We start from the raw sequence: 21,867 nt of genomic DNA, 5'->3' as shown, positions 1-21,867 counted from the left end.
GTGCTGAGCCGATAAATACTCTGGTTATTGTTTTACCCGACAGGCCAGCTTTTGCGGAATAGACTATGGAGTTACTGAATTCGTCCTCTCAATTGATTGTCCTGCTTTTTCTTCTGTCATTACTCCCCTTGCTGATGGTGATGGGAACATCGTTTCTCAAACTATCGATTGTTTTCTCATTGCTGCGAAATGCATTAGGGGTGCAGCAAGTGCCACCCAATATTGCCATTTACGGTTTGGCGCTGGTGTTAACCATTTTTATCATGGCTCCGGTCGGATTGGATGTACATGCCCGCCTACAGGATGAACCGTTACCCAATGATCTCGGTGCTTTGCTACATCATATTGACGAGCATGCGCTGGAGCCATATCGCGATTTTTTACAACGAAATACCGATGCAGCACAGGTTCATTTTTTCAATGACATCGTCCAAACCAAGTGGCCGGTACGCTATCGCGACACCATCAAACCCAACTCGCTGCTGATATTAATGCCCGCTTTTACCCTGAGCCAGCTAACTGAAGCCTTCAAAATTGGTTTACTGCTTTATTTGCCCTTTGTGGCGATTGATTTGATTGTCTCTAATATTTTGCTGGCAATGGGCATGATGATGGTATCTCCCATTACGATTTCATTACCATTCAAGTTATTAATTTTTATACTGATTGATGGCTGGGGATTGTTGCTGGGGCAGTTAGTGGGGTCTTACTTATGAATGGCCAACAGGAGAAGTGGCCATGAGCAACGCCATTGTGGTTCATCTGGCGACTCAGTTGCTATGGATAGTTTTACTGCTATCAATGCCGGTGGTAGTGGTGGCGTCAGTGGTAGGGATAGTTGTCAGCTTGTTGCAGGCACTTACCCAAATACAGGACCAAACATTACAGTTTTTGATTAAATTACTCGCTGTATCCGCCACATTATTGATTACCTATCATTGGATGGGATCGACATTGCTGAATTACACCCAGCAGACCTTTTTGCAGATAACCAGTATGCGGTCTTGATATGCATGACTCTTTGCACTGGCTAGGGGCCTTAGGTCTGGCGATGATGCGCCCTTATGGCATGTTACTGATATTGCCTCTGTTTACGGCGCGCAGTTTGGGTAGTAGCTTGCTGCGTAATAGCCTGGTTTTTGCCATCGCCCTGCCAGTGACTCCGATGTTTTTCACCACATCCTTGCTGTATCACGATAGCCTCACAGGGTGGTTTTGGGTGCTTTGTATCGAGCTGATGGTCGGGGTGATGATTGGTTTTGTCGCCGCATTGCCTTTTTGGGCGATTGATATGGCGGGCTTTCTGATTGACACCTTACGTGGCGCCACTATGTCCACGTTGTTTAATCCCAGCATGGGGATGGAATCCTCCATTTTTGGTGTGCTGTTTACGCAAATATTAACGGTTTTGTTCCTGATTTCAGGCGGGTTCAATCTGGTACTCACAGCACTTTATAGCTCTTATGAAGTCTTACCTGCTGGTAATGGTATCCAGCCCACCTCGGCAATACTGCACTTTCTGCAAAGTGAATGGCAGCTGATGTATGAACTCTGTTTGAGTTTTGCTTTGCCAGCGATGCTGGTCATGGTGTTAGCGGATTTGTCTTTAGGTTTAATTAATCGCTCGTCTCAACAACTGAATGTGTTTTTTCTAGCAATGCCGATCAAAAGTGCATTGGCGTTATTGCTATTACTGATTAGCCTGCCTTACGCATTACATCATTATTTGGTCGGTATTAATCAGACCGAGCAGAAAATAAGCACATTTATCCCATTGATAAAAGGAGGGAATAATGAGCGGTGAAAGCAGTGAAAAGAATGAAAAGCCCACTGCTAAACGGCTGAGAGAAGCACGGGAGAAAGGGCAGGTCATCAAGAGTGTCGAGATAACCTCTGGGGGGCAATTGGTGGTGCTGGTGGCTTATTTTTTCCTGGTGGGTAACTCCATCATTGATCAGATTGGTGCTTTGATCCGCAGTACAATCAACCAATTACAGCAACCCTTCACCTTCGCACTGGCGCGTATTGGCTCAGAATGCACGGCGGTGCTCATCCATATTGTGGGAATCCTGGGCGGAGCGCTGATTTTGATGACAATTCTTGCCGGAATTGCGCAGGTCGGGCCGCTATTTGCAACTAAAGCTGTAGCGTTTAAAGGTGAACATATCAATCCAATCGATAATGCCAAGCAGCTCTTTTCATTGCGTAGCCTGTTTGAGTTAATTAAATCTTTACTAAAGGTAGGGGTGCTAACCCTGATTTTCGGCTATCTGTTGGCACGATACGCCACTTCTTTTGGTTATTTGTCGTATTGCGGCAGTAGTTGCGCGATCCCGGTATTTGGCACATTAATGAGTTGGCTATTGGGTGCATTGATTGCCTGTTATGTGGTTTTCTCTCTACTGGATTATACTTTTCAGCGCTATAACACCATGAAACAGCTGAAAATGTCTCACGAAGAGGTTAAGCGGGAATACAAAGATAGCGATGGTGACCCACATATTAAGCAGAAGCGGCGGCAATTACAGCAGGAGGTACAAAGCGGCAGTTTCGCTAAAAATGTCCAGCGTTCCACGGCGATAGTGCGTAATCCCACCCATTTTGCTGTTTGTCTGTTTTATCACCCAGATGATGCGCCACTTCCAATGGTGATTGAAAAAGGCAAAGGTGAACGGGCTGCATTGATTATCAAATTGGCGGAACAGCAAGGTATTCCGATTGTAGAAAATATTGCACTGGCTCGCGCATTACATCGCGATGTGGTTTGTGGCGATACCATACCTGAAACCTTATTTGAACCGGTTGCCGCTATCTTGCGCCTGGCTTTAGCGCTGGATTATCAATCACCGGAGGAGGATGAACAACATTGATCCGCGACACATATCCATCCAGTCAATATCCCCTCTCATTAAATTAACTTTTAGCTAACATCTAATTTTCAATACATCATCCCTTCATTAAAGAAATAATTGGCTTATTATACGTAGGTCTATTTTCTCGCAACGGCATATGAGCCTACTCTTGTCGGCGACAACACGTATTTTGGAGGTGTCAGTGTGAGCTGGCAGATGTTTAAATCTCAATATTTGGTGCGCTTCTGGGCCCCTCTACCCGCGGTAATTGCCGCTGGTATCTTATCGACTTATTACTTTGGTTTAACCGGTACGTTCTGGGCGGTTACTGGTGAGTTCACTCGCTGGGGGGGCCATCTAATGCAGCTGTTTGGCGCGCACCCGCAAGAGTGGGGTTATTTTAAAGTTATCGGTTTAGAAGGGACGCCACTGGATCGTATCGATGGCATGATGATCATTGGAATGTTTGCTGGATGCGTTGCTGCTGCGTTGTGGGCTAACAATGTGAAACTGCGTAAACCCCAACATGGTATTCGTATTGCTCAGGCACTGGTCGGTGGCATTATTGCTGGTTTTGGTGCGCGGCTGGCAATGGGGTGTAATCTGGCGGCTTTCTTTACCGGTATTCCGCAGTTTTCACTGCATGCCTGGTTCTTCGCGCTCGCGACGGCAGCCGGTTCCTATTTCGGTGCCAAATTCACGCTATTACCGCTGTTTCGTATTCCGGTGAAATTGCAAAAAGTGACAGCAGCCGCGCCATTAACCCAGCACCCAGCCAGGGCTGCGCGACGTTTTCGTCTCGGCATGGTGGTGTTTTTTCTGGCGCTAGGTTGGTCATTGATTGAGTTGTTCCGCCACCCAAAATTGGGTATCGCCATGTTATGTGGGATTGGGTTTGGGCTGCTGATTGAGCGGGCGCAAATTTGCTTTACTTCTGCCTTCCGTGACCTGTGGATAACCGGGCGCACGCACATGGCGAAAGCGATTATTCTGGGAATGGCGGTCAGTGCTATTGGGATTTTCAGTTATGTACAACTGGGTGTCGCACCGAAGATTCTATGGGCCGGGCCGAATGCAGTGATTGGCGGTTTACTGTTTGGTTTTGGTATTGTGCTGGCCGGAGGTTGTGAAACGGGCTGGATGTATCGCGCGGTAGAGGGGCAGATTCACTATTGGTGGGTGGGGCTGGGTAATATTATTGGTGCCACTATTCTGGCGTATTATTGGGATGACTTTGCACCGGCATTGGCGACCAATTATGACAAAGTCAACCTATTGGAAACGTTCGGCCCAATCGGCGGGTTACTGGTGACTTACCTGATGCTAGCTATCGCTTTTGCTGCCATGTTGTGGTGGGAAAAGCGCTTCTTCCGCCAACAGAAAGCCACTGCATCCACTTTGCTTAAGGAGCCATCATGAGTCATTCTTCGTCTTTAGCCATTGATAGTTCAGTAGCACCTACGGCTATCGTGCCGGATTACCGTTTGGATATGGTGGGCGAACCCTGCCCATACCCAGCGGTCGCCACACTCGAAGCGATGCCACAACTGAACCCGGGTGAAATCCTGGAAGTGATCAGTGACTGCCCGCAATCCATTAATAATATTCCGTTAGATGCCCGAAATTATGGCTATACGGTATTGGATATTCAGCAAGATGGCCCGACTATCCGCTATCTGATTCAGCGCTGAAGTAGGCAATCGATAAGATTGTTAAAGGCGGGTTTAACCCGTCACAGACTGCTGACAAACCCCTACGACTCGATCTTGCAAGGTGAAGACAGACAGAGGAGTAAAGCGTCCGCGCCAGGGACGGCGCGGCTCGAGCCCCCAGGGATGGGTTTACGGCGTCTTTACGATCTGTTTGTTTTCACCGCTACGGGCACTTTGTCATTAACCTCAGGCGGGTTTAACCTGCCAGTAAGGCTTTAATCGGTTTCAAATCTGTTTTAGTTACCATCATTAACATGAATATTGGCTTTAACCTTTCACGTTATAAGCAATCGGCGCTATCAACTCAATCACCCCGTTGCGCAGTAGTTCGGCGGGGGGAATGGGTAACGGTTGGGCACGAGAAATCAGAATCATTGCTTCACGATCCAGCATTTTAGCGCCAGAGCTAGCGAACAACTCTGCAGTTAATACTTTTCCTTTATGATCAACAATAAAGCGTACGTGGCTGATCCCTTCCAGGCGATAGCGCAAGGCTTCTCGTGGATAACGTTTATAGCGCGATAGATGGGCCAGAACATCACTCTGCCATGAGGCTTTCCCACTGATTGCGGCTGAAGCATCGCTGGAAAAAGTCGCAGTGTTTTTATGACTCTCACCCGGTAATGGTGCGCTGGTGGTTGGGGCAGCCTTCTCTGCGACGACTGGCAGCGGAGTGTCTGTCCGTGGTTTAGCCGGTTCTATTTTTTTCTTCTGTACCACTTTCTCCGGCCGAATAGCATGGGTGCCTTTAGCGGAATGGGTTAATTTTGGTAACTCTTCCAGCCGTTTTTCGGGGGGAGCATCATCCGGTGCTGCCATGCTTTGCTGTAGCCCTTGGGGGATTTCACGAGGGACTGATTTGGCTTGTTGATACAGAGTCAGTTCAATCATTATCGCCGGGGGTAACACGCCCTGGGGGGCCATTTTATTTATCCAGCCGAGCATAAACGCGGCGGCAAGCAAGTGTAACCCGACTCCCAATAGCAAGCTGATACTCCAGCGTGTCCTGGGCCGCCCGAGAGGTAAATCCATTCTAAAATCATGGTTATTTTTTATTATCGACATAACTGTGCTGCCTTCCTGCAACTCGAATTATTTATGATGTATTTATTTGATTAGTAATATTTTTATTATTTTTTTACTGCCAAATAACGCTTTTCTGCCAAAGGAAATAAGTGACAGATTATACAAAGCAATAAACATATTGATAGTTATTGTGATTATCATTTGCATTTGATCGGGTTTTTCGCTTATAACCGCCAGCCTTAGAAGAGTGAAACCCTATGGTATTCACCCTCGTTTAATTCGCTGTTTTATTGCTTATTTCACCAGCCTTTTCTACCAGCAAAGTGGGCCACTGGGTAAATGTACCTGATGCCGCAGGGTTGCCGCGTAACTGCCCGTTCGCCTGCCTGAGGCCGTACTGTCTAACGGATGCATTCATGGATAAACCGCCATCAAATAAAGTGAGTCTGGCCTACCAGAACACTTATGGTCAGTTGGTCAGCTTCTTTCGCAAAAGGCTGGATAATGCCAGCGACGCCACGGATCTGTCGCACGATGTCTTTACGCTGTGGCTAAAGAGGGCGAAACAGACACCTGTCGAGCATTCGCGGGCATTTCTTTTCAAGATTGCTCATCGGGTATTGATTGATCATTGGCGGGCTGCGGGCAAGCAGCGTATGGCGCTGGCACAAAGCCATGAAGATGACGACGCCGAACAAGAAATGGCACCGTCCGGGGCTGATCCGCAACATGTGCTGGAGCAGCAGCAGCGGTTGAGTCGATTGGAACAGGCGCTAAATAGCCTTAGCCCCCGCCGTCGTGAGGCTTTTCTGATGCATCGTTTCGACGGTTTATCCCAAATTGAAGTGGCGGAGAGAATGGGAATTTCTGTCAGTATGGTCGAAAAACATATCGCGGGCGCATTGCTACATTGTAAGCGCCACGTTGCGGAACAAGGGAGTGAGCAACATGATGAATGAGAGCCGTTCTCTGAGCGCTGAGATTGATGAGCAAGCGGCGTTATGGTTCAGCCGCAGCCAGGCTCGACGCTTAACCACCCAAGAACAACAGCAACTGGATAGATGGTTGCAATGCTCCCCCTCCCATGCGCAGGCCTATCGCCAGATGCAGCAGATTTGGGGTGATTGCGCATTAATTCCCCGACCGGCCAGTGCGCCACTGCCAGAAAAATCAACCCGCGGTTGGCGGCCCTTGCGTAGTTGCGCCGCTGGGATATTTTTCCTGTTTGCATTGCTACTGCCGATGAGCCAACTGCCCTCGTTGCTGACCAATGATATGAGTCTGCAAACCACGGATTACAGTCGTGAAATCGTGTTGTCAGATGGTACCCGGGTGCATGTTAATCGCCATTCACAGGTTCGTGTTCATTATGCAAAAGATAATCGTCAGCTCTGGTTGGATCAGGGGGAAATTTACCTGCAAGTGGCCGCCAATAAAGCCCGGCCATTTATTGTTTACGCCGGTGAGAGCCAGGTGAAAGTGGTCGGAACCGCATTCGATGTGCGCTACGACTTAGGCGAGGTCGCGGTGGCGGTCAAAGAGGGGATTGTCGCCATGACCGGCAGGCCGAATATGGCGGCGGTTATGCTGCATGCCGGCGACCGTGCGAAGTTATTACCCGCGAAGAAGCGCTTGCTGTTGAGCAAAAGTGCGGTGGCTGAAATTGGTCAATGGCGCAGCGGGCAATTGCTATTCCGCAATCGTCCTTTGGGGGAACTAGTCACTGAATTGCAGCGCTACCGGCCGGGTAAGATTGAATTGACCGATACCCGTTTGGCGCAATTACCAGTATCCGGTTCACTGGATTTAAATCATCCAGATGAGTTCCTCGACTCATTACCGTTGCTGCTGGCGGTGAATGTGGTGCATGACGAGCAAGGTAACGTAATGATTTTTAGAGATTTAAATAAAAAATAAAAAATAGTTAATTTTATAGGTGAGGATAATTCTCATTATCACGTCTTCCCTGATGCTGGTGCTTATTGGCATCGCATTGACATTTCTTAGGGAAGAAATAGCGTGATGATAAACAATAAAAAGAAAGTTTCTGGGGTGCCTGTTCTCACTGCCTTAGCGCTGGCAACGCTATTAACGACACAGGGCGTTATGGCAGCGGATGTTTCGTTCAATCTGACCGCACAACCGCTGGCGAATGCCATTACTCAGGTGGCTCAACAGGGGCAATTACACGTCATTTTCGATGAGTCCGATGTGCGTAATTTGCGCGCTCCGGCTCTCAGCGGTAACTACAGCGCGCAAGGTGCATTACAGCAATTGCTGGCAGGTAGCGGGTTGGAACTTGTTGCCAGTGGTAAGGGGTATGTCGTCCGCCCTATGCTGGTATCAGGGGCTGCGGCTGGTAGCATGGTGTTGCCAACTACCTCGGTGATGGGCGAGGCCGGAGGGCGTGCAGCTGTAGACAACGTGATGTCGGCTCCGCAAGTGGTGACCTCGGAAGAGATCCGCCAACGCCCTACCGGCAACGGCAATATCACCGAATTACTGCGCACCAATCCGGCAGTGCAATTCTCCAATAGCGACAATACCAGCCTGACGCAGGGCGAAATCAAACCCGGAGCCATTTCCATTCATGGTTCATCGAGCTATCAGAATGCCTACAATCTGGATGGTGTCAGCTTTAACAACGATATCGATCCGGCCAGCGATGGTAACGGCGAAACCATCACCCGCATTGATAGTAGTGATCAGGGCATGTATATCGATAGCCGTCTGATCGACAGTGTGACGGTATTCGACAATAACATTCCGGTGGAGTTTGGTGGCTTTACCGGCGGTACTTTGGATGTCTCTAGTCGCCGTTGGCGTGGCGAGAACAGCGCCCATGCTTTTTACCGGGAAACTCGTTCGTCGTGGAACAAGGTTTTCACTGATCCGGATATGGAGTTCGACAGTGCAAAAAACGACACTAGCCGCCCGGCGCGTTATCAACCGAAATACAATAAACAAAGCTTTGGTGGCTGGTTTGAAGCTGGCATTACCGACAATATGGGGATTGTATTTTCTGCCTCGCAGCGTCTCTCTGATATTCCGACCTACACGACCGGCGGCAGCGGCCTGCAATTAAGCCCGAACAACGAGTTGGAAGTCGTCTCGGTGACGCCGGGCTATCGCAGCCAAAAGCGGGTTTCTGATAACTATTTTGCCAAGCTTTCCTGGGATGCTAATGAGCGCACCAGTGCCCATCTATCGGCCAATTACTCCGCTTATACCAGCACACTTTTCTCCAGTAGTGTCATTAACTCCGGCTATGACAATGACCATAACGGGTTGAGCACCACGCTCCAGTTGGAGCACCGTTTTGATATTGCCAATCTCGATTTTACCGCCGGTTATCAGCAACTAAAAGATGAACGCACCAATGATGTAAAAGACTTTTTCACTTTAGAAGACTACATGACCGACTGGCGGAATCCGCAGTTTTATAACAATGGTGGGCAGGGTGATTTGACTACTCGCCAGAACAGCGCCAGCGCCAAAGGGGTACTACGTTTTAATGAATTTAATGCCTTAGGCCTGCAACACTCGCCTAATCTTGGCTTCGAACTGAACAAAACGACCGCCCGATATATACGTGATCGGGACTATTACCGCTACAAATTCAGTGCCGCGGCGGATGATATCGCCTCTCTAACTGAAGCCAGTTATATCACCCGCTTCCGCGCCGGTAACTATGAGGCTGGCTACACCAACTACGCACTGTTTTTGGATGACAGCATGCAGTATGGCCGCTTGACCGTGCGCCCTGGTGTACGTTTGGATCGCGATGATTTTGTTCAGAAAACCAATGTCGCTCCGCGCCTGAGCAGCAGTCTTGATCTATTTGGTACCGGCGACACCGTATTGATTGCCGGGGCCAGCCGCTACTATGGCCGCTCGATGCTGACTTACGCTTTATACGAAGCGCAGAACGCGGGTATGGAGCATTGCTACTACTTCTGCTCACTGGACCCATCCGAGAATGATTGGGATGGTGTGAAAGATTTCGAAGGTATCGACAGCTTAAAGACACCGTATAACGATGAACTGAGTTTTGCGCTCCAGCAACAGGTGATGCAGAGCACATGGCGCTTACAGTATGTGCATCGTGAGGGTTACGATGAAGTGCGTAGCCGCACCAAATACCGTAATCCAAACAGTGCATCTCAAGCCCGCATTCGGACTTTTGATAATGGTGGCCGTAGCAGTAACGACCAGGTATCACTCTCGGTCAGCAACAGCAAACCTTGGGAACTGGCCGCCACAACTCATGCTTTTACCGGCTCACTTACCTGGCAGCAAAGTAAAAGCAATACGCCGAAAGATCAGGGCTATGCCTTCTTTGATCCGAACACCAAGTTGGATTCAGACAAAGTGTGGTACGACGGCAAAGTGATTAATGCTTCAGATTTGCCATCGACCAATTTCAACTCGCCGTGGCGGCTCAATCTGGAGCTGACCAGTGAGTGGCAAGAATATGACCTTACCGTCTATAACCTGTGGCAATGGCGCAGTTCTCGTAATCAAGCAGTGCGTTATCAGAATGAGTATTACACCGATACCAGTACCGGCACTCAGATGCTGAAATACGAAAAAACTCATTTTGCCAGTAACTTCCGCTGGGACACCAAAGTGACCTGGCAGCCCGCATTTGCTTATGGGGCAGGCATCTCGATTGAGGTGAATAACCTACTCAATAAACGCAATGTTTCCGACACCTTTGTGTATGGCGATCGGGTGCTGCACTCCTATGATCCGGGCCGCCAATTCTGGCTGCAAGTGAGCTACGACCTGTAATCAGATCTTTGACTAAAAACCATCGGGTTGCTTAGGCGGCCCGATACTTTTTGTTCTGAATCTTCAGAACTCATGCTTGCAGTTTGTTGATGAAAGCAATTGGCCTTATTGATGAAAAAGAACAAATTATGAAAACACTGAAACAATTCTATTACCTCGCCAGACCGTTCTGGGGCATACGCTCAGCACTGCTGGCCTGGTTGTTACTGCTGGTGGTGTTGGCGCTCAGCCTTTCTTCTGTTTGGTTTAATGTGCAACTGAACCAATGGAATGGCAATTTTTACAACGCGTTACAGCAACTGAACAGCCAGGCGCTGTACCAGTTATTGCAGCATTTCATCCTGTTGGTTAGCGCATTGATTTTGGTGGTGGTTTTCGCTGACTACCTTAAGCAGCGATTGATTATGCGCTGGCGTATCGGTATGACCGAACATATTCTGGCGCGCTGGTTGTCACATAAAGGCCAACATTATGCGTTAAAAATCAATGCGCTGGTGCCGGATAACCCCGACCAACGTATTGCCGAAGATGTCCGGTTGCTGATTGAATCCAGCCTGCGGTTGCTTATTACTTTCCTGCATTCACTGCTCACTCTGATTTCGTTCGCCACTATTCTGTGGCAACTCTCTGGCAGTATTAGCTTCTCGCTGGCACAACACAGTTTCACCCTACCGGGTTATATGTTCTGGGTGTGTATTCTGTACACCTTGCTAGGCATTGGCTTGACCCATTGGATTGGGTATCCGCTACGCCAACTTAATATGGATCGCCAACGGCGTGAGGCAGATTACCGCAGTGGCTTGATTGCTCGCCGTGAAGCCAGTGATGCCATTGCTGGGCAGCGCGGTGAATACCATGAGCGCGCGGCATTATTACAACGTTTCCGTGCGGTAGCCGATAACTGGTATCAGCTGATTCGCTATGAAAAAAACCTCTCATTCTTCACTGTGGGCTATCAACAACTCAGTGCGCTGGCACCCATTTTCTTTGCACTACCCAAGTTTTTGGCCGGTGAGTTATTACTGGGCGGGCTGATGCAAATCCGCCAATCCTTTGCTCAAGTTGCTGGGGCGTTGGGTTGGTTTATTTTCTCTTACCGTGAGATTGCCGCCTGGCAGGCCACGGTCACCCGCTTGTATAACTTTGTGGTGTTACTGGATGCTGAGCCGGTTAGCCCGGTTGAAAGTGCGCCAGACGACAGCTTGCCACTGCGCGCTGCACTGGATCTCTACACTGCCGATGACACGATGTTATTGAGCAATATCACTCTTAATGCCACTGCGGGCAGCCTGACCTTGATCCAAGGGCGATCGGGGATCGGCAAATCTACCTTGCTACGCACTTTAAGTGGCCATTGGCCTCATTATCAGGGCCGCATTCAGCGCAGTGACAGTGTGAGCTGGTTGCCTCAGCGCCTCTATCTGCCCCATGAGCGGCTGGATGACTTACTGGCTTATCCGGCACAACGCGAAGATTTTACTGAAGCGCAATTGCAGCAGGTGTTGGTGCAAGTTGGATTGCCGCAACTGAATTATCAGTTAGCGCTGTCAACTGATTGGCAACAGCGTCTGTCCGGTGGCGAACAGCAACGGCTGATGTTCGCCCGCCTGTTACTGAATAAGCCTCGGCTGATTTTGCTGGATGAAACCACCGCTGCGCTGGATGCCACCAGTGCTCGCCACTTATTACAGTTGCTTAGACAGCAGTTACCGAACAGCGCGGTACTGCTGGTCAGCCATCAAACCTTCCTGGCTGATATTGTCGACCACCAATACCACCTCGATGATTCATCCGATGTTATTCAAGGAGTTGCCACACCATGTTTAACCAACTAGTGCGAACATTATTCGTTTGCCTGTTTTTGGGTTGTGTTCTGCCGGTTTCAGCGCAAGAGCAAACACTGCCGGTGCGTGCTGATCTTCAGCATTTCACTCTTGGTAATGGTATGCAGGTTTACCTGTTGCCGCGTGATCAACCCGGTGTAGAACTGCGCCTGTTGGTGAACAGTGGTTCATTGCAAGAGAGTGAGCAACAGCGCGGGCTGGCCCACTTTGTTGAGCATATGGCGTTCAAAGGCACTCGTCACTTCCCCGGTACCAGCAGTTTTAAATCGCTCGAGAAACAAGGCATTACACTGGGTAGCCATGTCAATGCTGTGACCAGCTTGAATGCCACCACGTATAAGCTATCTCTGCCAAATGCCGATGAAAAACAACTGACGTTGGGGCTGAGAATCTTATCGGACTGGGCGCAGGGCATCAGCTTTGAACCCGCCGCCTTTGATAAAGAACGACAGGTGATCGTCGAAGAGTGGCGCTTGCGCCAAGGTGTGGGGTTCCGTATCAATCAGGCTTTGGAGCAGCTACGTTACCACGGTAGCCGCTATGCAGAACGTGATCCTATTGGGTTGCTGGATGTGGTGCGACAAGCTCCTGTCAGCGAAGCTGTTAATTATTATCAGCAATGGTATCAGCCTCAGCGCATGGCATTGGTGGTGGTCGGCCAATTTAAAGTGAATGATTTACGAAAACAGATCAATGAGTTATTCGCGATTCCTGTACCAGAAAAGTTGGCGAAGGATGATGCCAGTTGGTCGAAATTCGCCCCGCAGCCAGGGTTAATGCTCAGCACGGTATTTGATGCTGAGCAGGGGACGCGCATTATTCAGTTAGCACTACAGCGTGACCTCGCGGCCCCGCTAAACAGTGACAATGGGCAGTGGCGTGATCTGCTCGATACCTTGTGGCTGACTATTTTTAATCAGCGGCTGTCCTTGCTGGTGGATAACGACCAGTTATTGGTGGCGAGCATCAACCAACAAGGTGCTCTGCTGGATAACCGTCGCATTCAACACTTGATGATTGCCCGCCCGCAAGGCAGTGACTATAACGGCACATTGCGCCAGCTATTCACTGAGTTGCAGCGAATGGCAACTGCGCCAGTTAGTGAGGCGGAGCTGAATGCGGCCCGCCAACAAATCCTCATCAAGCTGAGCCAGCAGGCTGCTTCCGAGAGCCGCTATCAGCATGGGTATCTGGCGGATAATCTCACCACCGCCATTGAATTTGAACTGCCAATGCTAAACAAACAGCAGCAATTGGCGATGACAAAAACCTGGCTTGAGGCCATCGGCCCACAGCATGTTCAGGCGCAAGTAGCTGAATTATTGCAGGAAGGATCTGCCCGGTTGGCACTGATTGGCCCGGATAGTGATAAGTCATTGGTGGATAACCAGCAATTGGCGACGATGTGGAACAGTATTCGCCAAAGTGCTCCAGGGCCGTTTACCCTGAAGCCGAAGCCGGTTACCTTGACTGTCACCCCGCCGCCTGCCGGTAAGATTGTGCAGCGCCAGGCTTTACCTATCCCCGATACCCAACTCTGGACATTGAGCAATGGTATTCGGGTGATTGTGAAAGCCAATAACCGTTTAAAAGATGATGTGCAACTCTCGCTGCGGATACCGGGTGGGCGCTCGTTGGAGGATGATAGTCGTGTCGGTGAAGTGAATTGGGCGATGCGGTTACCGGAAGTGAGTGGCTACAGCCAATACAACCCACGGCAGTTAGCCCAATTAGGCAAACAATCCGAAGTGGCTATCGCTCCTTATGATGAGATGCTGTTCCACGGTTTGCGCGGTTCGGCCCCGGCAGACAAACTCGAACCTCTGTTGCAATTGCTGTATTTGAAAATCACCGCACCTCAGTTTTCCACAGAAAAATTAGCGCAACAAAAACAATCATTTGGGTTAGGTTTGGAGAAACAGCCCGTTGAGCGCCGCTTCCTCGACAGTATTACACAAGCGGGTTATCAACATGGCGATCGGTTGCTGGTAACCGCAACAGGGCCGTGGCGTAACTTCACCGTGGCGGGCCTTGAACAACGTCATCGGCAACTCTTTTCTGCCACGCAAGATATGACTGTGACCCTCAGTGGTGCGTTAGATGAGAAACGCTTACAGCCGCTGGTGGAAAAATGGCTGGGCAGCTTGCCGCGCAGCGAACAGCGTTTGCATTGGCGCGATTTAGAAATAAAGCCGCTGAACCAGGCGATGAGCCATGATTATCCGCTCGCCAGTAGCCCGAAAACGATGGTCAGTATGCAGTTCTCAGCCGATGCTAATTGGTCGCAGCCGAACCTACTGGCACTGCAATTATTGGATAAAATCGTCACATTGCGGTTGCGTTATGACATGCGCGAGCAAGCCAGCGGTATTTATACGTTAGGTTTCTCACAACTGTTGGCAAAACTGCCACAGCCTTATTATCTGGCGCGGCTTAACTTTACCTCAGCCCCTGAGCGCTCACAGGAAATGGCGCAAATGGCGCAGAAGGTTTTACAGCAAATAGCCACGGCGGGTGTCACGCAATCAGAGTTGGATAAAGCGAAAAAAGCCTGGTGGATCGAGCAAGAAGCCAGCCGTAGCAGTGCCAGTTATTGGACTGATGCACTGGCACAAGTTGCCAGCGACGATGGCAACTTTGCTTTATTGGCTCAAGAAGAGCAGCAGGTGAAAGCGGTCACACTTGAGCAGGTTAATGCCTTAGCTGCCCAATGGTTAGGGCGCAATCCAAAAGTGTTTAGCCTGAGTCCGGCGAAGTAACTTATTGAGGGGTCATAAGTTTTATCATCATGATATGACTTATGGCCCACTCAAGGTTAATTGACAGTGGGTGGGCTTGGGGTTGTTGCCACCGCCAGAGACACACCCGCGGCCCGAAGTCGTTTTAATATACTGAATAACAACGAGCTTTTAGTATTACTCACCATGCGTGGACTCGGTACCAAACCGGTGACACTGAGCACAATACCATCCGGGCTTAGCTGACTAAATTTCACTGATGGAGCCGGAGTATCGAGTATCGATTCGTGCTCTTCGTAAGCCGCTATCAGCAACTCTTGCGCCAGTTCAACATCTAAATCTAGCGGGAATGTCAGGGCAATGGTCACAACCCCCTGCGCATTAGCCATCGTGGCGTTACGCACATTCTGCGAAATCAATTGAGAGTTTGGCACGATAACTGTCGAGCGGTCGCTGAGTTGAATTTCTGTAGCACGAACATTAATGCGCCGAATATCGCCCTCAACGCCACTAATACTGATTAAATCGCCCACTTTCACCGGGCGCTCGGTGAGCAAAATAATGCCGGAAATAAAGTTCTTCACAATCTCCTGCAAACCAAAACCAATACCCACTGATAATGCACTGACAATCCAGGCTAATTTATTCCACTGAATGCCGAGTACCGATAAAGTCAGCAGAATCACCAATACATAACCGATATTACTGAACAGAGTGACCGCCGAGGTTTTTATCCCCGTATCCATCTGGGTTTTTGGCAGAAACTCATTACTTAACCAACGTCGCGCGACATTCAGCGCATATAGCCCGATGAGCAGGCAAAGTGCGGCATTAAATAAATTCGTCGGGACGATATTTAATTTTTCCAGCCCTTCCCCACCTAACAGTTCCACGGTCTTTTGTAACAGCGAAACCGGAGTCGTCGAGCCAAAGGTGCCATTAAATAGCGCGATAATAGCCAGTAATATCAGTGTGACTTTGCTGGTGGCTGATAATAGTGTTGCGACTTGGGCCAGATGGCGATCATCAATATTTAGCGTCTGCTTAATCGCTTTGCCGGCACTGCTGGTGGGTGAAAATAGACTTTCCGCCAAATCAACACAGAGATGGGTCAGTAAATATAAGCAGGAGAGTACCAGGCAAACCCACACCAATTTGTAACTTAAGAATTTCGCCAGTGCGATATATCCCACTAACAAAGAAAGTAATATCGCTATTGCCGTAATACCAATAGCCAGATGAATCAATCCGGCCAAGGTGGAATAAGCTTCTGGTTTTTCGCCATTAACCACTAAATTACGGCGTATTCGGTTAGCGCGTAGTGGAATAATGGCGGCGGTCAATGCCACCAACAGAGCCGATATTCCATTGCCAAAAATTGTTCCCGATACGCTGATATTGATCATATTGTTCATCTGATCAATGGCACCAAAAATCATGATGCAGCTGGCTAATAGAGGAGGGAACAGCTTGAGAGAGGCGGCGACTTCATCGGCAATAGCGGGCAAACGCCATGAGGGGCGCTGGTTAGATAAGAATGCTCGCCCGAGGCCCGCCACTAACGCAGAGAAAAACATCAGTTGGACAAAAGCCAGCGCAAAGTCCATCACCACCTGCGAGACATCCGGTGTGCGAGTGAATGCCTGGATGATACATTGTGCCATGGTGACCGTGATCAGCACGGTGTACAAGGTGGTCGCTGAGGCCATAAAACTGCGGCGCAATGGGCCTTGAGGCAGGCACTTAGTGCAAAACCAGGCCGTCAATTTGTCGAGGAGTTTAAAGCCCAATGCACCGATCAACAGTGCCAGCAGCAGGTATATTGCCGTGCCGGTGCGCCATTCGGGCTGCCAGGCAGCATTCCAGGCATCGGTTAGCTCTTGTACAAAATCCTTCAGTCGCTTGTCATCATCGACATTGGGATTGACGATGGGGGCCCAAAATTTAGCCCCCAAAATACTGCCAGAATTTAAGGCAATTTGTGATTTCAGTGCTGTTCGCCGCAAGGCAATAATCTGTGTTTCCAGGTTTTCCGCATTCGCCTTGATAGACAGGGCCTGATCATGCTGGCCTTCTAATTGTATTTTACGGGTGTTTAGCGCTCGGCGTTGTTGGGCCACTATCGGTGTTTCTGTCAGTGTGCCAGCGGCAGGCGGTGGGCCTAAAACATCTAATTGTGTTTGTAGTTGTTCCCGCTTGGGCTTCAATTCTGCCAGCAGAATATCAACATCCTTCACTAACGCTATTGCTGTTTCATTCAACGCGTTTAGCTGATTATCTGATGTGCTAACAGAGACATTTTGTTTTAGCTTATCCAGCTGTTTTTGTAAGCTAATTAATTGTACTGATACTGCCGGTTTCGCTGGTTCTTCATCGCTTTCAGTGGTTGTTTCTGATGTTGTCGCCGCCAAGGCCGTGCCTGTGGTTGACATCACGGTGAGTGATGCACAAATCAGTGTGAATAACAGACAGAATAGAGGGTAATGTCGACGTGAAACAACGTACTCGTTCTTTTTCATAAAACCTGTCAGCCCGAATGTGAATACCACAATTAACCCATTAATTTGTGTAGGTATGCTTGCCTGATACTTATTGTGGCACACCCTGCGAGTTACTGAATAATCTTACTCCGATAATCACTCCCCTAAATTAAATATTAAAGATAATAATTATCATTGTAATTACCACTCTCATTTAATAGATTGTGCCCTGAACTTATGGACCCACGATATGTGGCGCACAGGCAAGGGTATTTGCCGGGCGAAAATAGCAATGGATGCTAATTGATAACCATCTATTTCATATGCTCATTATCTGGGGAAGATAACTATGTTCTCGGCTTTTATAATAAAGCGCTCCGCTATTTTATGCTCATTGGCTATGTTTATACCCTTAGCCTCCATTGCTGACGATACGATAGAAGTGACGGCTAAAGCAGGCCACGAAGCCGATTTACCCACCTTGGGTTACACCGCAACCACCACCAAAGGGGCCACCAAAACTGATCAGCCGCTCATCCTGACGGCACAAGCCGTATCTGTGGTTACCCGCCAGCAGATGGACGATCAAAACGTTGCGACAATTAATCAGGCGCTGAATTACACGCCGGGCGTCTTCACTGGTTTTTCCGGTGGCGCAACCCGTTATGACACTGTCGCCTTGCGCGGTTTCCACGGCGGTGATGTGAACAATACCTTCCTTGATGGGCTGCGCTTACTCAGTGATGGTGGCAGTTATAATGTGCTGCAAGTGGACCCGTGGTTCCTTGAGCGTATTGATGTGATTAAAGGCCCATCTTCTGCGTTATATGGCCAGAGCATCCCTGGTGGTGTAGTCATGATGACTTCCAAGCGCCCACAATTTGCGTCTGAAGGTCATTTCCGCCTGACGGCCGGTAATAACAATACGCAAGTTGCGGCATTTGATTATACCGATGCGATATCTGAACATTGGGCGTTCCGTCTGACCGGGATAACCCGTAACAGCGACACCATGTATGACCATCAGCGCGAAGAGCGCTATGCGATTGCTCCGTCATTATTGTGGCAACCCGATGAAAATACCTCATTGTTACTGCGCGCCAATTTGCAAAAAGACCCTTCCGGCGGTTACCACAGTGCGGTACCGGCTGATGGCAGCATTTATGGGCAAAAGTTGAGTCGTGGCTTCTTTGATGGCGAAAGTAACCACAATGTCTTTAAGCGCTGGCAACAAATCTATAGCTATGAATTTTCACACAAGTTTGATGATGTTTGGTCTTTCCGCCAAAACGCCAGTTATACCCATTCCAATACTCAGTTAGAGCAAGTTTACCAAGGAGGCTGGAATAGCGATCGTACTCTGATGAATCGCTATTATTCTGGCGAAGACTCCTCGCTTAATGCGTTTGCGGTGGATAACCAACTGGCAGCGGATTTCGCTACCGCCGCGGTTAAACATAAAGTATTACTGGGCTTTGATTTCCAGAAGTTCCGCAACAATCTGCGCAGTGACAGTGCTTACGCCACGACGTTAAACCCCTATACCGGTGTTTCAGGTGGTTCGACGCTGTATAGCGATTATCTGCTGACCACTCCCGGCATTAATACATCCTATTTAAGCCGCCGTTATGAACAGAGTGGCGTTTATCTGCAAGACGAAATGACACTGGATAATTGGCACCTGAATCTGTCCGGTCGTTATGATCGGATGAAGACGGAAAATATTAATAACACTGCTAATAGCACCGATGAACGTACAGATAACCACGCGAGTGGTCGTGCGTCACTGTTGTACAGTTTTGATAGCGGTATTTCGCCATACGTCAGTTACAGCCAGGCTATTACGCCAAGTTTGTTCCCGGATGCACAGCAAAAACTGCTGAAACCGATGACCAGCGAGCAGTATGAAGTGGGGATCAAATATCAGCCGCCGGGCAGTACTTCACTCTATTCCGCCGCCTTATATGACCTGACCCAAAATGATGTGGCAAACCGTGCAGTACCGGCGACTTATTATGTGCCGGCAGGTAAGGTCAATTCACAAGGGCTGGAATTGGAAGCCAGAAGTCAGATTAGTGACCGGCTAAGTGTGATTGCCGGTTATACCTATAATCGTGTGAAATTCAAAGATGCAATTGATGGCAATGATGGAAATACACCGGTATTAGCACCGTCCAATATGGCATCGCTGTGGGCGCAATATGAAGCGGGTTACGGCATCAACGTGGGGGCGGGTATCCGTTACATTGGCAAGCAGTGGGCAGATGATGCCAATACCTTGCGTGTACCCTCTTATACCTTGGGTGATGCCTCTGTTCGTGCTGATTTAGGGACATGGGCTGCATCGTTGAAAGGCGCGTTTGTTCAATTGAATGTGAATAATATCGCAGACAAAAAATATGTCGCTGCTTGCTATAGCACCTCGTATTGCTACTGGGGCGCAGAGCGCTCAGTACAAGCGACAGTGGGCTACGATTTCTAACCGGTTCCCTATATTCGTCAATAGCCCGCAATCTCTGCGGGCTATTTATCACATTATTTCTTCTCAGCGCCAAAACGGGCGGCTGTAATCTCGCTTAATATCCTCTCGGCTCAGGCCAATATCTTTTAACTGATCTGAATTCAATCTCGCCATGATATTGGCTGCTTTACGCCGCTCATTCCATTGATACGAATATCTGTATGTTTTTAGCCATAACTGAATAAAAATATTTTGGCGATTTTTTGCAGCTCTAACAGTTGACGAGCAGCATTCATCTATTTGATCTTCAATTATATTATTCATCATCGACTCCCCGTCAGTAGGTGAGCCATTAGCATGAAGCTTTGGCATAAAACATTACAGATGCAAATTAGGGCTATTATTTCCATACAGATATGCGATATATCAACTGAATGGCTTGATTTCGTGCCATCTGTACTGCTTCTTACTCATTTATCAGGTGATACCAATGACTCGTTACCAACAACTGGCCGACATTCTTAGTCAGCGAATTAAAGCCGGGCTTTATGCCGCCGGTGAGCGGCTCCCCTCGGTCAGACTTTTGAGTGACGAGCATGGGGTGAGTATTAGCACTGTACAGCAGGCATATCGGCAGTTAGAAGAATGCTTGCTGATTGAGGCGCGGGCGAAGTCGGGTTATTTCGTGCGTTGCAGTTCAAATTTGCCCTCCTTACCCGCCACATGCACCCATGCACAGCGGCCGGTCGAGATTTCGCAGTGGGAAAATACGCTGGCATTTTTACAAAAAAGTGATCAAGAAGATGTTATCCATCTGGGGGTTGGCTCACCTGATCTTTCTGGCCCTGGGCTTAAAATCCTTAGCCGCTTATTGAGCCGGGTGAGTCTTCATCAGAGTGAAGAGGTACTGGAATACGACAATATTTACGGCTCGCCGGTATTACGTGAACAAATCGCCCGCCTGATGCTCGACAGTGGTAATCATCAATCAGCTGAAAATATCATTATTACTTCCGGGTGCCACGGTGCGCTGGCTATTGCATTAGGTGCCGTTTGCCAGCCCGGTGATATTGTGGCGGTGGATTCCCCCAGTTTTCATGGCGCGATGCAAACCCTAAAAGGGATGGGCATGAAGGTGATTGAGATCCCAACCGATCCGGTGGTGGGGATCAGTCTGGAAGCCTTGGAAATGGCTTTGGATCAATGGCCGATCAAGGCCGTGCAACTGACGCCGACCTGCAATAATCCGCTGGGCTACAATATGCCGGATGAGCGCAAAAAGGCATTATTGACTCTCGCTCAGCGTTACGACATCGCCATTATTGAAGATGATGTGTATGGCGCTCTGGCTTATCAATATCCGCGCCCACCGACCATTGCCTCATTTGATGATGATGGGCGAGTATTGCTGTGCAGCTCTTTCTCAAAAACGGTGGCTCCGGGCTTACGTATTGGTTGGATTTCTCCGGGGCGCTATTTGAATAAAGCGTTACACATGAAATACATTTCTGCCGGACGGGTTGCGTCATTGCCACAGCTGGCGATGGCTGAATTTATCAAGCAGGGCCATTACATGCAGCATTTACGTCGGATGCGCCGCCAATACCAACGTAATCGCGACATTATGACCGGTTGGGTGATGAAGTATTTCCCGCCGAATACGTGTTTGAGTCGGCCACAAGGCAGCTTTATGTTATGGGTCGAATTGCCGCATGGTTTTGATAGCTTGCGCCTAAATCGCTGTTTGTTGCCATTAGGTGTACAGGTGGCAGCCGGATTTATCAGCTCAGCTTCAGGTAAATATCGTAATTGTTTGCGGTTGAGTTACAGCAAACCGATGACGGCTGAAATTGAACGCGCCGTGCAAAAAGTGGGTAAGACAATTTACGAATTGCTGGAAGAGGATGGGCTGTCGATAGGGACAGAAAAACCAAACCAACCTGAGGCTGGTTTGGTTTGA

17 protein-coding genes are annotated in these 21,867 nt (G+C 49.0%); 13 read left to right on the top strand and 4 right to left on the bottom strand.

The window, feature by feature from the left end; all coding sequences use genetic code 11:
* The first annotated feature begins 65 nt into the window (after positions 1 to 65).
* From sctR to yedF, 6 genes are all read left to right on the top strand, one after another.
* Positions 66 to 716 (top strand): type III secretion system export apparatus subunit SctR, encoded by a 651-nt coding sequence (sctR, locus tag QSV56_RS18945; protein WP_019080759.1) that lies wholly within the window; start codon positions 66 to 68, stop codon positions 714 to 716.
* Positions 717 to 738: 22 nt separating this feature from the next.
* The gene (locus tag QSV56_RS18940; protein WP_005156602.1) at positions 739 to 1,008 is read left to right on the top strand and encodes an EscS/YscS/HrcS family type III secretion system export apparatus protein; all 270 of its coding nucleotides are present in this window, start codon (positions 739 to 741) and stop codon (positions 1,006 to 1,008) included.
* A 1-nt stretch (position 1,009) separates the two neighbouring features.
* Positions 1,010 to 1,804, top strand: a complete 795-nt coding sequence (gene sctT / locus QSV56_RS18935) for a type III secretion system export apparatus subunit SctT (protein WP_046051789.1) — start codon at positions 1,010 to 1,012, stop codon at positions 1,802 to 1,804.
* Positions 1,794 to 2,870, top strand: coding sequence for an EscU/YscU/HrcU family type III secretion system export apparatus switch protein (locus QSV56_RS18930; RefSeq protein ID WP_046051788.1), 1,077 nt, complete (start codon positions 1,794 to 1,796; stop codon positions 2,868 to 2,870). Before sctT ends, QSV56_RS18930 begins: the two co-directional genes overlap by 11 nt.
* A 186-nt stretch (positions 2,871 to 3,056) precedes the next feature.
* Positions 3,057 to 4,271 carry a selenium metabolism membrane protein YedE/FdhT gene (gene yedE, locus QSV56_RS18925; RefSeq protein WP_046695529.1) on the top strand — a complete coding sequence of 405 codons (1,215 nt, stop codon included), beginning with the start codon at positions 3,057 to 3,059 and terminating at the stop codon, positions 4,269 to 4,271.
* Positions 4,268 to 4,543 (top strand): sulfurtransferase-like selenium metabolism protein YedF, encoded by a 276-nt coding sequence (gene yedF, locus QSV56_RS18920; protein ID WP_046051786.1) that lies wholly within the window; start codon positions 4,268 to 4,270, stop codon positions 4,541 to 4,543. The genes yedE and yedF overlap by 4 nt, the downstream gene beginning before the upstream one ends.
* A gap of 288 nt (positions 4,544 to 4,831) precedes the next feature.
* On the opposite strand, the gene QSV56_RS18915 is transcribed toward yedF, so the two are convergent.
* On the bottom strand, positions 4,832 to 5,551 hold the full coding sequence (locus QSV56_RS18915) for an energy transducer TonB (protein WP_046052102.1): 720 nt from the start codon (positions 5,549 to 5,551) through the stop codon (positions 4,832 to 4,834).
* A gap of 313 nt (positions 5,552 to 5,864) precedes the next feature.
* Positions 5,865 to 6,008: a hypothetical protein gene (locus QSV56_RS18910; protein ID WP_019084284.1), complete on the bottom strand. Its 144-nt coding sequence runs from the start codon at positions 6,006 to 6,008 to the stop codon at positions 5,865 to 5,867.
* On the opposite strand from QSV56_RS18910, the gene QSV56_RS18905 reads away from it, so the two are divergent.
* The 5 genes from QSV56_RS18905 (at position 6,007) to QSV56_RS18885 (ending at position 14,987) form a co-directional block, all read left to right on the top strand.
* Positions 6,007 to 6,549: an RNA polymerase sigma factor gene (locus QSV56_RS18905; RefSeq protein WP_019080752.1), complete on the top strand. Its 543-nt coding sequence runs from the start codon at positions 6,007 to 6,009 to the stop codon at positions 6,547 to 6,549. The genes QSV56_RS18910 and QSV56_RS18905 overlap by 2 nt on opposite strands.
* Entirely contained in the window at positions 6,539 to 7,507 is a 969-nt protein-coding gene (locus tag QSV56_RS18900) for a FecR domain-containing protein (RefSeq protein ID WP_019084282.1), read from the top strand. The genes QSV56_RS18905 and QSV56_RS18900 overlap by 11 nt, the downstream gene beginning before the upstream one ends.
* A gap of 105 nt (positions 7,508 to 7,612) precedes the next feature.
* The gene (locus QSV56_RS18895; RefSeq protein WP_301213287.1) at positions 7,613 to 10,384 is read left to right on the top strand and encodes a TonB-dependent receptor; all 2,772 of its coding nucleotides are present in this window, start codon (positions 7,613 to 7,615) and stop codon (positions 10,382 to 10,384) included.
* An 89-nt stretch (positions 10,385 to 10,473) separates the two neighbouring features.
* On the top strand, positions 10,474 to 12,219 hold the full coding sequence (locus QSV56_RS18890; protein WP_161803513.1) for an ABC transporter ATP-binding protein/permease: 1,746 nt from the start codon (positions 10,474 to 10,476) through the stop codon (positions 12,217 to 12,219).
* Positions 12,204 to 14,987 (top strand): pitrilysin family protein, encoded by a 2,784-nt coding sequence (locus QSV56_RS18885; protein WP_263698265.1) that lies wholly within the window; start codon positions 12,204 to 12,206, stop codon positions 14,985 to 14,987. The genes QSV56_RS18890 and QSV56_RS18885 overlap by 16 nt, the downstream gene beginning before the upstream one ends.
* 56 nt (positions 14,988 to 15,043) lie before the next feature.
* Here QSV56_RS18885 and QSV56_RS18880 read toward each other — a convergent pair whose 3' ends face one another.
* A complete protein-coding gene (locus tag QSV56_RS18880; RefSeq protein ID WP_032900967.1) occupies positions 15,044 to 17,377 on the bottom strand; it encodes a DUF3772 domain-containing protein in 2,334 nt (777 codons plus the stop codon).
* A 418-nt stretch (positions 17,378 to 17,795) separates the two neighbouring features.
* Here QSV56_RS18880 and QSV56_RS18875 point away from each other — a divergent pair, with 418 nt between their 5' ends.
* A complete protein-coding gene (locus tag QSV56_RS18875) occupies positions 17,796 to 19,928 on the top strand; it encodes a TonB-dependent siderophore receptor (RefSeq protein ID WP_019084277.1) in 2,133 nt (710 codons plus the stop codon).
* A 63-nt stretch (positions 19,929 to 19,991) separates the two neighbouring features.
* On the opposite strand, the gene QSV56_RS18870 is transcribed toward QSV56_RS18875, so the two are convergent.
* A complete protein-coding gene (locus tag QSV56_RS18870; RefSeq protein WP_050131178.1) occupies positions 19,992 to 20,231 on the bottom strand; it encodes a DUF1127 domain-containing protein in 240 nt (79 codons plus the stop codon).
* 166 nt (positions 20,232 to 20,397) lie between these two features.
* On the opposite strand from QSV56_RS18870, the gene QSV56_RS18865 reads away from it, so the two are divergent.
* Positions 20,398 to 21,867 (top strand): PLP-dependent aminotransferase family protein, encoded by a 1,470-nt coding sequence (locus QSV56_RS18865; protein ID WP_046695527.1) that lies wholly within the window; start codon positions 20,398 to 20,400, stop codon positions 21,865 to 21,867.

This window comes from Yersinia sp. 22-579, assembly GCF_030433455.1.
Lineage (GTDB): Bacteria > Pseudomonadota > Gammaproteobacteria > Enterobacterales > Enterobacteriaceae > Yersinia > Yersinia enterocolitica.
Note: the sequence above shows the minus strand (reverse complement) of the source record. Positions and strands in the feature narration are given on the sequence as shown.

What these genes read in the sequence shown, in the direction of transcription:
- sctR (WP_019080759.1), top strand. Translation starts at nt 66, where the DNA reads ATGGAGTTACTGAATTCGTCCTCTCAATTGATTGTCCTGCTTTTTCTT.
- QSV56_RS18940 (WP_005156602.1), top strand. Translation starts at nt 739, where the DNA reads ATGAGCAACGCCATTGTGGTTCATCTGGCGACTCAGTTGCTATGGATA.
- sctT (WP_046051789.1), top strand. Translation starts at nt 1,010, where the DNA reads ATGCATGACTCTTTGCACTGGCTAGGGGCCTTAGGTCTGGCGATGATG.
- QSV56_RS18930 (WP_046051788.1), top strand. Translation starts at nt 1,794, where the DNA reads ATGAGCGGTGAAAGCAGTGAAAAGAATGAAAAGCCCACTGCTAAACGG.
- yedF (WP_046051786.1), top strand. Translation starts at nt 4,268, where the DNA reads ATGAGTCATTCTTCGTCTTTAGCCATTGATAGTTCAGTAGCACCTACG.
- QSV56_RS18905 (WP_019080752.1), top strand. Translation starts at nt 6,007, where the DNA reads ATGGATAAACCGCCATCAAATAAAGTGAGTCTGGCCTACCAGAACACT.
- QSV56_RS18910 (WP_019084284.1), bottom strand. Translation starts at nt 6,008, where the DNA reads ATGAATGCATCCGTTAGACAGTACGGCCTCAGGCAGGCGAACGGGCAG.
- QSV56_RS18900 (WP_019084282.1), top strand. Translation starts at nt 6,539, where the DNA reads ATGATGAATGAGAGCCGTTCTCTGAGCGCTGAGATTGATGAGCAAGCG.
- QSV56_RS18895 (WP_301213287.1), top strand. Translation starts at nt 7,613, where the DNA reads ATGATAAACAATAAAAAGAAAGTTTCTGGGGTGCCTGTTCTCACTGCC.
- QSV56_RS18890 (WP_161803513.1), top strand. Translation starts at nt 10,474, where the DNA reads ATGAAAGCAATTGGCCTTATTGATGAAAAAGAACAAATTATGAAAACA.
- QSV56_RS18885 (WP_263698265.1), top strand. Translation starts at nt 12,204, where the DNA reads ATGTTTAACCAACTAGTGCGAACATTATTCGTTTGCCTGTTTTTGGGT.
- QSV56_RS18875 (WP_019084277.1), top strand. Translation starts at nt 17,796, where the DNA reads ATGTTCTCGGCTTTTATAATAAAGCGCTCCGCTATTTTATGCTCATTG.
- QSV56_RS18870 (WP_050131178.1), bottom strand. Translation starts at nt 20,231, where the DNA reads ATGAATAATATAATTGAAGATCAAATAGATGAATGCTGCTCGTCAACT.
- QSV56_RS18865 (WP_046695527.1), top strand. Translation starts at nt 20,398, where the DNA reads ATGACTCGTTACCAACAACTGGCCGACATTCTTAGTCAGCGAATTAAA.